General features: G+C 73.6%; 11 protein-coding genes. 10 read left to right on the top strand and 1 reads right to left on the bottom strand.

What is annotated here, in order from left to right; all coding sequences use genetic code 11:
* The first annotated feature begins 31 nt into the window (after positions 1–31).
* The 8 genes from IE263_RS10520 to IE263_RS10485 all read left to right on the top strand — a co-directional run bounded on the left by IE263_RS10520 (position 32) and on the right by IE263_RS10485 (position 7045).
* A complete protein-coding gene (locus tag IE263_RS10520; protein WP_189934722.1) occupies positions 32–235 on the top strand; it encodes an MbtH family protein in 204 nt (67 codons plus the stop codon).
* Between the two features lie 73 nt (positions 236–308).
* Positions 309–563 carry an acyl carrier protein gene (locus tag IE263_RS10515; RefSeq protein WP_189934720.1) on the top strand — a complete coding sequence of 85 codons (255 nt, stop codon included), beginning with the start codon at positions 309–311 and terminating at the stop codon, positions 561–563.
* Entirely contained in the window at positions 560–1780 is a 1221-nt protein-coding gene (locus IE263_RS10510) for a beta-ketoacyl-[acyl-carrier-protein] synthase family protein (protein ID WP_189934718.1), read from the top strand. Before IE263_RS10515 ends, IE263_RS10510 begins: the two co-directional genes overlap by 4 nt.
* 2 nt (positions 1781–1782) lie before the next feature.
* Complete coding sequence (locus IE263_RS10505; RefSeq protein ID WP_189934716.1) at positions 1783–2913, top strand: beta-ketoacyl synthase N-terminal-like domain-containing protein; 1131 nt, start codon at positions 1783–1785, stop codon at positions 2911–2913.
* On the top strand, positions 2910–3662 hold the full coding sequence (gene fabG, locus IE263_RS10500; RefSeq protein WP_189934714.1) for a 3-oxoacyl-ACP reductase FabG: 753 nt from the start codon (positions 2910–2912) through the stop codon (positions 3660–3662). The genes IE263_RS10505 and fabG overlap by 4 nt, the downstream gene beginning before the upstream one ends.
* A 53-nt stretch (positions 3663–3715) precedes the next feature.
* Positions 3716–4831, top strand: coding sequence for a class I SAM-dependent methyltransferase (locus IE263_RS10495; protein WP_189934712.1), 1116 nt, complete (start codon positions 3716–3718; stop codon positions 4829–4831).
* Positions 4832–5602: 771 nt separating this feature from the next.
* Complete coding sequence (gene metK / locus IE263_RS10490; protein ID WP_189934710.1) at positions 5603–6799, top strand: methionine adenosyltransferase; 1197 nt, start codon at positions 5603–5605, stop codon at positions 6797–6799.
* Between the two features lie 15 nt (positions 6800–6814).
* Positions 6815–7045 (top strand): acyl-CoA carboxylase subunit epsilon, encoded by a 231-nt coding sequence (locus IE263_RS10485; protein WP_189934708.1) that lies wholly within the window; start codon positions 6815–6817, stop codon positions 7043–7045.
* A 146-nt stretch (positions 7046–7191) separates the two neighbouring features.
* Here the strand turns inward: IE263_RS10485 and IE263_RS10480 are convergent, their stop codons facing one another.
* The gene (locus IE263_RS10480) at positions 7192–9219 is read right to left on the bottom strand and encodes a serine hydrolase domain-containing protein (RefSeq protein WP_189934706.1); all 2028 of its coding nucleotides are present in this window, start codon (positions 9217–9219) and stop codon (positions 7192–7194) included.
* A 173-nt stretch (positions 9220–9392) separates the two neighbouring features.
* Between IE263_RS10480 and IE263_RS10475 the strand changes: the two genes are divergently transcribed.
* Together IE263_RS10475 and IE263_RS10470 are read left to right on the top strand one after the other, a co-directional pair.
* A complete protein-coding gene (locus IE263_RS10475; protein ID WP_189934703.1) occupies positions 9393–10634 on the top strand; it encodes a sensor histidine kinase in 1242 nt (413 codons plus the stop codon).
* Entirely contained in the window at positions 10619–11263 is a 645-nt protein-coding gene (locus IE263_RS10470) for a LuxR C-terminal-related transcriptional regulator (RefSeq protein WP_189934701.1), read from the top strand. The genes IE263_RS10475 and IE263_RS10470 overlap by 16 nt, the downstream gene beginning before the upstream one ends.
* The last annotated feature ends 95 nt before the right edge of the window (positions 11264–11358 follow it).

Here is an 11358-nt window from a genome sequence, read left to right as displayed (position 1 = left end):
TCCGTGGAAAAAGAAGGGACACGTCACGGTAATGGGAAATCCGTTTGACGACGAGGCCGGGACATTTCACGTGCTGGTCAACGAGGAGGGACAGCACTGCCTGTGGCCGGCGTTCGCGCAGATACCCGACGGCTGGAGTGCCGTCCTGTCGGACGCGTCACGGGCCGAGGCCCTCGACCACATCGAGCGGACCTGGACCGACCTGCGGCCCCGCAGCCTCGCCGAGGCGAGCTGACCGACCGCACCACCGGCCACCGACCCCACCTCGTACCACCACCACCTCACACGAAGGACAGGAAAGGAACGCCATGAGTGCCATCACCATCGACGAGGCCGTCGAGGCCCAGGTGAGAGAGATCATCGCCGACGCCCTCGAACTCGAGGAGGAGCTGACCCGGACCGGCCTGTTCGTCGACGACTACGGCGCCGACTCCCTCGCCGCCATCGAGCTGCTGTCCACGCTGGAGAAGACCTTCGGCGTGACGATCGAGCAGGACGAACTGCCGAAGATGGTCAACCTCGAGGCCGTCCTCGAGGTCCTGGCGCGGGCCGAAGCGCGATGACCGCCCGGCGTGTGGTGCTGACCGGGATCGGGGTCCTGTCCAGCATCGGCAACGGCGTCACCGAGTTCACCCGGGGCCTGCGCGAGGGCCGGTGCGGAGCGGGCCCCATCACCCGCTTCGACAGCACCGGCTTCCGCCGGCAACTCGCCCACGAGGTGCACGACTTCACCCCGTCCCAGTGGGTCCGCCACACGCCGGCCGAACAGCTCGGCCGCGCCACGCAGTTCTCCGTCGCCGCCGCCCGCATGGCGGTGAGCGACGCCGGGCTCGACCCGGCGGACCTGCGGGAGCGGCCGGGCCTGGTCACCGTCGGCACCACCGACGGCGAGGCCGACGCCCTCGACCGGCTCGTCGAGGCCCAGGCGAACGGCACCGTACCGGCCGACCTCGACCCGGTCGCGGTCGGCCGGCTCGCCGCCCACCGCCTCGCCCTCGCCGTCGTCAGGGAACTGCGGCTGTCCCGGGCGGTGCCCTCCGTCCTCGGCACCGCCTGCGCGGCCGGCAACTACGCCGTCGGCGACGGCTACGACGCCGTACGTTCCGGCGAGGCCGACTGGGCGCTCGTCGGCGGGGCCGACGCGCTGACCCGGCGCACCTTCGCCGGATTCCACCGGCTCGGCCTCGTCGCCTCCGACCGCTGCCGGCCCTTCGACGCCGACCGGGAAGGACTGCTCACCGCCGAGGGCGCGGGCGTCCTCGTCCTGGAGGACCTGGAGTCGGCGCGGGCCCGGGGCGCCCGCGTCTACGCCGAACTCCTCGGCTACGGCCTCAACTGCGACGCCCACCACCCCACCGCGCCCCACACGGACAGCGTCGCGCAGGTCATGCGGCTCGCCCTGGCCGACGCGGGCGTCAAACCCGAGGAGGTCGACCTGATCTCCGCGCACGGCACCGGCACCCCCACCAACGACGTCACCGAGATCCGGGCCGTCCGCCAGGTGTTCGGGGACCGGCCGCCGCGCACCGTCGCCCTGAAGTCGATGCTCGGCCACACCATGGGCGCCGCCAGCGCCCTCGGCGCCGCCGCCTCGGCGCTCGCGCTCGCGCACGGCTTCGTCCCGCCGACCGTCAACCACCGCACCACCGACCCCGAGTGCGCCGTCGACTGCGTGCCCAACCACGCCGTCGACGCCGACCTCAGGGTCGTCGTCAACAACGGCCTGGCCTTCGGCGGCAACAACGCCGCCGTCGTCCTCGGCAGACACCAGGAGAGCTGATCATGACGACCGTCGCGGTCCCCACCGACCGCCACTTCATCACCGCCTGGTCGGCCGTCTCGCCGTACGGCCTGGAGAGCGCCGACTACGCGCGGGGCGTCACAGCGGACGTCGCCGCGGACGCCGGGGACGGCAGCCGTGCCGTCCCCGTCCCCGACGGGCACGCCGGTGAACAGGCCTGCCTCGTCCCCGGGTTCGAGGTGCGCGAGGTGCTCGGCCGAGCCGGCACCCGCACCATGGACCGTGCCACCGGCCTCGCCGTCACCGCCGTACGGGAACTCTTCGACGAGGCGTCCCGCGCGCGGCGGCCGGTACCGGTCGGCACGGGCACCGCACTCGTCCTCGCCACCACCCTCGGCAGCGCGCAGAGCCAGCACGACTTCGCGCACGCCTCCTTCACCGGGGAGAAGCCCTACGACGTGCCGGCGCAGTACATGCCGAACGTCCTGATGAACTGCCCCGCCGCCGCCAGCGCCATCCGCTTCGGCCTCAAGGGCCCCAACACCACCCTCGCCGGCGGCCGCCCCTCCGGCCTCCTCGCCCTCGGCTACGCCCGCCGCCTCCTCGCGGCCGGCCGCGCCGAACGGGTCCTGGTCGGCGCCGTCGAGGAGTACTCGCCGTCCCGCTCCTGGATCGAGCACCACACCCGCGCCGCCGACGAGACGCCCGGACCGCTCGGCGAGGGCTGCGCCCTCCTCCTGGTCGAGCCGGGCAACGGCATACCGGCCGGTCGCACCGCGCTGGCCGAACTCCTCGCCGTGGACGCCCGCGTGGACGTCGACGACCGGCTCGCGACGACGGCCGAGGCCTGCGTCCGTGCCGCCCTCGCCGCCGCCGGCGTCGAGGCGCCGGACGTCTGGGCCGCGGTGGCGGGCGGCCTCACGGGACGCACGGGCCACGTCGAAACCGCCCTGCTCAGGCGCCTGTTCGGCCCCGAGGCCACGGATCGGGTCCATGTCCACACCCACATCGGCGACACCGCGGCCGCCTCCACCACCTTCCAGCTCGCCGCCCTCCTCGCCACCGCGAAGGGCGATCCCACGAGCCACGGCAGACCGGCCGTGATCACCTCGATCGACCGTGACGGGTCCGTGGCCTGCGCGGTGGTGCGACTGCTCGGGGAGGAGACGTGAGCGGGGCACGGGACGGCCTCGGCACCGCCCTGATCAGCGGCGGGTCGCGCGGTATCGGGCGGGCCACCGCCCTGCGGCTCGCCCGGGACGGGTACGACGTCAGCTTCGCCTACCGGGCCGACGAGGACGCCGCGAACCGGCTCGGGAAGGAGCTGGACGCGCTGGGCGTGCGGTGGCTGGCGCAGCGGCTGGACGTCGCCGACGCACCGGCCGTACGGGACTGGGTGGGGCGCACCGAGAGCGAACTCGGGCCCGTCACCGTCGCCGTCGCCTCCGCCGGCATCACCCGCGACCGGCCCCTGCTGCTGATGTCCGACCAGGACTGGCAGGACGTCATCGACACCAACCTCGACGGCACCGCCCACGTCTGCCGGGCCGCCCTGTTCCCGATGGTCAAGCGCAGGGCCGGCTCGATCGTCACCCTCTCCAGCGTCTCCGGCGCCGGCAACCCAGGACAGGGCAACTACTCCGCCTCCAAGGCCGGAATCATCGGCCTGACCTGCGCCCTCGCCAAGGAGGCCGCCCGCTTCGGCATCCGGGTCAACGCCGTCGCCCCCGGCATGATCGAGACCGACATGACCGCGGAGGCCTTCACCGAGGAACAGCGCGCCCGCACCCTCGCCGCCGTACCCCTCGGCCGCTTCGGCACCGCCGAGGAGGTCGCCGAGTCCATCGCCTTCCTCGTCTCCGACAAGGCCGCGTACATCACCGGCGCGGTGCTCCGCATCGACGGCGGGATCGTCGTGTGACCGCCGGCTCCACCGACATCGTCCGTTCCTTTCCTTCCGGGAGTAGATCTGCCATGACCGCGCCCGTCGACCTCACCCCCAAGGCCACCGCCAACCACACCCCGCTCGTCGACACCCGCCTGCTGCCCCTCGACGACGCCGGCGCCCGCGCCACCCACCGCGTCTACGAGCACCTCATCGGCATGTGGGCGCCCGGCGTCATCGAGGCCGCCCAGGACCTCGGCGTCTTCGCCACCCTCACCGCCGGCCCGGCCACCGCCGCCGGCCTCGCCGAGACCCTCGGCACCGACCTGCGCGCCACCCGCGTCCTGCTGGACGGCCTGCACGCCTACGACATCGTCCAGCGCGAGCGCGGCGGGGACGGCCAGGCCGTCTACACGCTGCCCGCCTCCCTGCACGGCGTGTTCGCACCCGACGGGCTGTTCAGCCTCGCCGGGAAGATCACCCACGACCGCAACGTCGCCTGGCACGCCTGGCGGCACCTCGCCGACAACGTCCGCAGCGGGGCGCGCAGCGCGCACGGCGGGCAGCAGGTCAACCAGATATCCGAGGAGGACTACACCGCCCTCGCCCGCGGCATCAACTTCTGGGCGCCGCCGGTCGTCTCCGTCCTCGCCGACGCGCTGCGCGAGCGCGGCTGGGGCGACGAGACCGACGCGCTGCTGCTGGACGTCGGCTGCGGCACCGGTATCTACAGCCACCTGATGCTGGAGGCCTTCCCGCGGCTGACCGCGCGCGGGCTGGACGCGCCGCGGATCACCGCGATCGCCTCCGAGCAGGCCGCGCGGCTCGGTGTCCACGACCGCTTCGAGCCGCTGACGGCGGACTTCTGGAACGACGACTGGGGCAACGGCACCGACCTCGCGCTGTTCGTCAACATCTTCCACCTCCAGACGCCGGAGTCCGCGCACGAGCTGCTGCTGAAGACGGCGAAGGGGCTCACCGAGGGTGGGCTGATCGCGATCGTCGACCACATAGTCGACGAGGAGGCGGGCGGGGCGAACGTCCAGAACCGGTTCTTCCGGCTGTTCGCCGCGTCGATGCTCGCCACCGGGGGTGGCGATGCGTACACCGTGCAGGACTACGACCAGTGGCTGGCCGATGCGGGGTTGCGGCGGGTGGCGCTGCTGGACACGCCGATGCATCGGGTGTTGCTGGCGGGGAGGTGATCCTGCGGACGGCTGGGGGATTCCTGCCCACCCACCCACCCGACTCGGTGGGCTGAGAGGTCCCCCACCCCGGGGCTCCGCCCCGGACCCCGGCGGGGACTGCGCCCCCTGCACCCCTGCCGGGGGCTGCGCCCCGGCCTTGCCCGCCCACCCGCCCGACTCGGTGGGTTGAGGGGTGGCCCTCCTCGGGGCTCCGCCCCGGACCCCGGGCGGGGACTGCGTCCCCTGCACCCCTGCCCCGGACCCCGGGCGGGGACTGCGTCCCCTGCACCCCTGCCCCGGACCCCGGGCGGGGACTACGTCCCCTGCACCCCTGCCCCGGGGGCTGCGCCCCGGCCTTGCCCGCCCACCCGCCCGACTCGGTGGGGTTGAGGGGTGGCCCTCCTCGGGGCTCCGCCCCGGACCCCGGCGGGGACTGCGTCCCCTGCACCCCTGCCGGGGGCTGCGCCCCGGCCTTGCCGTGGCCCTCCTCGGGGCTCCGCCCCGGACCCCGGGCGGGGACTGCGTCCCCTGCACCCCTGCTCGGGGCCGCCCCCCGCACCCCTCGCAGGTGCCTTCCCGCACCTGCGAGGTCCCCGCCTCGCCCGCCCCTCACCTCGCCTCCTCCCCAACCCTTCCAACACGACCACCCTCCTCACCGCCCCCTCCTCACCGCCCCCTCATCTCGGCCCCCTCATCTCGGCCCCCTCCTCGCCCGCCCCCACCGCACCCCACCACCACCCCCCACCTCACCCTCCCCGCTCCACCCCACCCTTCCGGAAGGAGCCCACAATGACCCGCCGCCTCTTCACCTCCGAGTCCGTGACGGAGGGACACCCGGACAAGATCGCCGATCGGATCAGTGACGCCGTCCTGGACGCGCACCTCGCGCAGGACCCGTATGCCCGGGTCGCTGTGGAGACGCTCATCACCACCGGGCAGGTGCACCTCGCCGGTGAGGTCTCCTCGGCCGCCTGCCTCGACGTCCCCGGCATCGTCCGCCGGCAGATCCTGGAGATCGGGTACGACCACTCCGTCAAGGGATTCGACGGCGCGACCTGCGGGATCTCCGTCTCGCTCGGCCAGCAGTCCCCGGACATCGCGCGCGGGGTGGACACGGACGGCGCCGAGGGCGACCCGTTGGACGCGCAGGGCGCCGGCGACCAGGGCCTGATGTTCGGGTACGCCTGCCGGGACACCCCGGAGCTGATGCCGCTGCCGGTGTCGCTCGCGCACCGTCTCGCGCAGCGGCTCACCGCCGTTCGCAAGGACGGCACCGTCCCCTACCTGCGGCCGGACGGCAAGACGCAGGTCACCGTCGAGTACCAGGGCAGCCGTCCGGTCCGCCTGGACACGGTGGTCGTGTCCGCGCAGCACGCGGCGGACATCGACCTGGACAGTTTCCTCGCCCCGGACATCCGGACGCATGTGATCGAGCCCGAGCTGGCAGCCTTGCGCGAGCGCGGGATCGAGCTGGACACCGAGGACTTCCGGATCCTCGTGAATCCGACCGGCCGTTTCGAGATCGGCGGGCCGACCGGTGACGCCGGCCTGACCGGTCGGAAGATCATCGTCGACACGTACGGCGGCATGGCCCGGCACGGCGGCGGGGCCTTCTCCGGGAAGGACCCGTCGAAGGTGGACCGTTCCGCCGCGTACGCGATGCGCTGGGTGGCGAAGAACGTCGTCGCCTCCGGTCTCGCCGACCGCTGCGAGCTGCAGGTCGCCTACGCGATCGGGAAGGCCGAGCCGGTCGGCCTGTTCGTGGAGACGTTCGGTACCGCCCGGGTCGCCGTCGCCCGCATCAAGGAAGCCGTCGCCGAGGTCTTCGACCTGCGCCCGGCGGCCATCATCCGCGACCTCGACCTCCTGCGTCCGGTGTACGCGCAGACCTCGGCCTACGGCCACTTCGGGCGCGAGCTGCCCGACTTCACCTGGGAGCGCACCGACCGCGCCGACAAGCTCCGCGCCGCCGCGGGCCTGGGCTGAGGGGAGGGACCGATCATGTACACCGAGCCGCCCGCACTCCCGTTGCCCGCGGGGCTTCCCGCGCCCCGGTTCGAGGTCGTCTCCGGCGAGCCCGACATGACGGAACTCGCTGCCCTCACCCTCGTCCTGTACGCCTTCACCCAGTCCCGCCCCGAGTCGGCGGAGGCCACCCTCTCGGTGGCGGAATGGTGGCGCCGCCGCCCGGGCGAGTACCGGTCGGCGGGTTCGTGGCGGGACACGGGATGAGTGGCCGCTTGCGCCGGGGTGTGGCCGGTGGACGCCGCCTGGCCGGCCACCGGCCACCCGTGCCGCCGCCGCTGCCACCCGTGGCGCCGCCGCCCGGGCGAGTACCGGACGGCGGGTTCCTGGGGGGACACCGGATGAGCGGCCGCTTATGGCATCAGCCCGTAGGCGGCGCCCAGGCCGACGACCACCGCCGCCGCCAGGGTGTGGCCGGTGAACACCAGCCGGCCGGCCACCGGCCACCAGTGGCGGCGCCAGGCCACCACGGTGCACACGGCCAGCAGGGCGGTGGCGGCGGCCGCGGCGGCGATCAGCCGGGGGATCAGGGTCAGGAGCGGCGAGTCGCCCACCAGGACCGTGCGGTTGAGGGCGTTGCCGTCGCCGGTGAGCCGGACGAAGCACACGGTGGCCGTGGCCAGCAGTGCGCCGGTGACCCAGGCCAGGGCCCAGGCGACCCGGCCGCCGGGGGCCTTCGCCTTGCGGCGCCGTACGTACGCCACGAGGGGGAGGAGCAGCACGGCCGCGCCGAGCAGCGCGAGGCCGCCGAGCAGGGCCTGCTGGTGGAGTGCGGGCGACTGGTACCAGGGCAGCTTCTCGAACATCTGGGTCGGGTCGGAGGCCAGGGCCAGCCGGCCGTCCCGGAAGGCGATCCGGTCCTGCCCGCCCCGCTCCTGGAAAACCCCGGGCGCCACCGGCATCCAGTGCTGCTCGCCGACCCGCGGGTCGCGGGCGAGCCCGGTGGTGGTCAGCCCACCGTCCGTACCGGCGCTGACGTGCACGGAGGAGGTGAGCGCCGCGACCCGCGTCAGGTCGGAGGCGCTGGTGCGGGTGGTGCGGTAGTAGCCGGCGTACGGGGAGGCGCCGTTGCCGCCCGGCCGGGTGAGGCGGGCGGGGGCGGCGGGCGTCGCCTCGGCGGGGCCCTCGTCCCGGTCGGTGGTGGAGGGGGCGTCGGCGGCGTTCTTTCCTCCCGTCAGCCGGTCCGCCATGCGGTTCACCAGCTCCTGCCCGGCGTAGGAGGCGCTGCCGTCCTTCCCGTCGCCGTTGTAGACGACGTACACGCCGACGCCGAAGGCCGGCAGCAGCGCCAGGTTGCCGTGGAAGCCGGGCAGGTCGCCGTCCTTCACCCACAGGCGGTGTCCGTTCCGTACGCGCTCCTCCAGTACGTAGCCGATGCCGGGCAGCCTCGGGTCGTTGGCGAACTGGCGGTGCAGCATGGCCCGGGTGGAGGCGCGGGAGAGGACGGGGCCGCCGTCGGTGAGCAGGGCGCGCATCAGGCGGCCCATGTCGGCGGCGGTGGTGACGGCGCCGGCGCCGGTGGGCGTCCAGGCGCCGTACTGGCCGTCCTCGGCACGCTGCCGGCCGCCGTCGGGCCGGTAGCCGCGGGCCAGGCTGTCCGCGGTGCGGGCGTCGGGGCGGGCGAAGGTCGTGCGGGTCATGCCGAGCGGCTCGAGGATCGCGCGGTCGACGTACGTGGCGAAGGGCGTGCCGGTGACCCGCTCGACGAGGTGACCGGCCAGCGCCACGCCGTAGTTGTCGTAGCTCGCGACCTCGCCCGGCGGCCGTACCCGGGACGGCTGGTGCTCGGCGAGGCTTGCGCCGAGCGCGTCCGACGGCTCGGGAGCGGTGCCGCCGCGGCCGAGGATGCTGGTGTCGAAACCGGCGGTGTGCGTGAGGAGATGACGGACCGTCACCGGACGGCCGGGGTAGCTGTCCTTGATCTTGAAGGTGGTCAGGTAGCGGTTGACGTCGGCGTTCAGGCTCAGCTTGCCCTTCTCCACCTGCTGGAGCACGGCGACCGCCGTGAACAGCTTGGCGTCGGAGGCCATGAAGTAGCCGGTGCGCCGCGGGTCACTGCGTACGCCCCGCTCGACGTCGGCCAGCCCGTAGCCCTTGGTCAGCGTCCGCCCGTCGCGCTGGACGACGACCACGGAGGCGCCCGGGATGCGGTACTCGGCCAGCTGCTTCGGCACCAGCTCGTCCAGCAGCGCGGCCGGTCCGCCGCCCTGCCGTGCGGACGCCGTACCGGTACCTGTACCCGTACGGGTACCGGCGCTCGTACCCGTACCCGTACCCGTGCCGGCGCTCGTACGCCCGTCCGCGGCGGCCGGGGTCACCACGCACAGGACGGCGGCCACCACGGCCGCCACCAGGATGAGGATTCGCTCTCGGCTCGTCATACCTCCGATTCCACCCGCCGCGGGCGCCACGTCCCATGGCCCTGTGTGGTGTCCGAGGGGTACCTGACTACACCCCCCGAGAGGGGACAATGGTCCCGTGATCGGCGGCACGTGGCGCACCAGGATGTAACACGTTCGGCGGCAACGGGCCGTCAGATCCAAGGAGTTGAAGTATGAGCATCCCCAAGAGCGTGCGTTCCGTCGGCGCCGGACTTCCGCTGGCCGGTCTCGCGATCGTGGAGGTCTTCTGCTTCTCCCTGCTGGTGACCGCGGTCTCCCTGCTCGGGGCGGGCATCGGCCTCTTCCTGATCCCGGCGGCCGCGATCGCCGCCCGCGGCACGGTGAACGTCACCCGCCGACTGGCCGGCGCCCGCCTGGAGGGCGGCATCCCCGAGCCGTACCTGCCCGAGCCGCCCCGCGAGGCCGGCCTCAAGGGCTGGTGGACCCGCACCCAGTGGATCCTCACCGACCCGGCGACCTGGCGGGACCTGGCCTGGATGCTGGTCAACCCGGTCGTCGGCGTCCTGATGGTGCTGCTGCCGCTCCTCCTGGTCGCCTTCGGTGTCTTCGGCCTGCTGATGCCCGTGCTGTGGGAGGACATCACGAGCAACGGCGGCAACAACTGGTACTTCTTCATCAAGGTGACGGACAGTCAGTCGGCCTTGTACGCCCTCGGGTTGGGCGTGCCGACGGTCCTGATGGGCCTGTTCATCGCCCCCGCCTCACTGCGGGACCACGCCAAGCTCGCCCGCACCCTCCTCGCCCCCACCGAGACCTCCCGCAAGGTCCTCCACCTCACCCGCACCCGCTCCGAGGTCGTGAGCAGCTCCGCCGCCGAACTGCGCCGCATCGAGCGCGACCTGCACGACGGCGCCCAGGCCCGTCTCGTCGCCCTCGGCATGAACCTCGGCGTCGCCGAGCAGCTCCTCGCCAAGGACCCGGAGGCGGTCCGCGCGATCCTCGCCGACACCCGCAAGGCGTCCGCCACCGCCCTGAACGAGCTGCGCGACCTGATCCGCGGCATCCACCCGCCGGTCCTCGCCGACCGCGGTCTCGCCGACGCCGTCCGCGCCCTCGCCATGGACAGCCCCCTCGACGTCACCGTCACCGCCGACCTGCCCGGCCGCGCCGACGCCCCCGTCGAGTCCGCCCTCTACTTCGCCGTCTCCGAGGCCCTCACCAACGCGGCCAAGCACGCGGCCCCCACCCACGTCTCCGTCGACCTCTGGTACGCCGACGGCCGGATCCGCGCCCAGGTCTCCGACGACGGCCACGGCGGTGCCGACCCCTCGCGCGGCACCGGCCTGCGCGGCATCGAGCGCCGGCTGGCCGCCTTCGACGGTCTGCTCGCGGTCACCAGTCCCGTGGGCGGACCCACCACCCTCACCCTGGAGATCCCTTGCGCGTTGTCCTAGCCGAAGACCTCTTCCTCCTGCGCGACGGTCTGGTGCGGCTGCTGGAGGCGTACGACTTCGAGATCGTGGCCGCCGTCGACAACGGCCCCAGCCTGTTACGGGCCCTCGTCGACGAGCGGCCCGACGTCGCGGTCGTCGACGTACGCCTCCCGCCCACCTTCACCGACGAGGGCCTGCAGGCCGCCCTGCAGGCCCGCAGGCAGGTCCCGGGCCTGCCGGTCCTCGTCCTCTCCCAGTACGTCGAACAGCTCTACGCCCGCGAACTCCTCGCCGACGGCAGCGGAGGCATCGGCTACCTCCTGAAGGACCGGGTCTTCGACCCCGACCAGTTCGTGGAGTCCGTCCGCCGGGTCGCCGCCGGCGGCACCGCGATGGACCCCGACGTCGTCGCCAAGCTCTTCGCCAAGGACACCGGCCCGACCGGCTCCCTCGCCCGCCTCACCCCCCGCGAACGGGAGGTGCTGGCCCTGATGGCCGAGGGCCGCTCCAACGCCGCGATCGCCCAGTCCCTGGTGATCACCGAACGCGCCGTCATCAAGCACACGTCGAACATCTTCGCCAAACTGGACCTGCCGGTGTCGGACGACGCCAACCGGCGGGTGCTGGCGGTTCTGGCGTTCCTCAAGTGACGTACTGCACAAGGGACTTGCCGGGAGCCGACCGCCACCCCCGTCGGCCACGACGCCCGGACCTGCGCGCGCCGGCGGTTCTCGCGTTCCCCGAG

Source organism: Streptomyces aurantiogriseus, from assembly GCF_014649375.1.
GTDB classification, from domain to species: domain Bacteria; phylum Actinomycetota; class Actinomycetes; order Streptomycetales; family Streptomycetaceae; genus Streptomyces; species Streptomyces aurantiogriseus.
The sequence above is the reverse complement of the archived record's forward strand: the minus strand, read 5'-3'. Positions and strand labels throughout refer to the sequence as shown.

Bases quoted from the DNA above. Each gene is read 5' to 3' on its own strand.
- IE263_RS10480 (WP_189934706.1), bottom strand. From the start codon at position 9,219: ATGACGAGCCGAGAGCGAATCCTCATCCTGGTGGCGGCCGTGGTGGCC.
- IE263_RS10485 (WP_189934708.1), top strand. From the start codon at position 6,815: ATGTACACCGAGCCGCCCGCACTCCCGTTGCCCGCGGGGCTTCCCGCG.
- IE263_RS10510 (WP_189934718.1), top strand. From the start codon at position 560: ATGACCGCCCGGCGTGTGGTGCTGACCGGGATCGGGGTCCTGTCCAGC.
- IE263_RS10520 (WP_189934722.1), top strand. From the start codon at position 32: ATGGGAAATCCGTTTGACGACGAGGCCGGGACATTTCACGTGCTGGTC.
- metK (WP_189934710.1), top strand. From the start codon at position 5,603: ATGACCCGCCGCCTCTTCACCTCCGAGTCCGTGACGGAGGGACACCCG.
- IE263_RS10505 (WP_189934716.1), top strand. From the start codon at position 1,783: ATGACGACCGTCGCGGTCCCCACCGACCGCCACTTCATCACCGCCTGG.
- IE263_RS10515 (WP_189934720.1), top strand. From the start codon at position 309: ATGAGTGCCATCACCATCGACGAGGCCGTCGAGGCCCAGGTGAGAGAG.
- IE263_RS10475 (WP_189934703.1), top strand. From the start codon at position 9,393: ATGAGCATCCCCAAGAGCGTGCGTTCCGTCGGCGCCGGACTTCCGCTG.
- IE263_RS10495 (WP_189934712.1), top strand. From the start codon at position 3,716: ATGACCGCGCCCGTCGACCTCACCCCCAAGGCCACCGCCAACCACACC.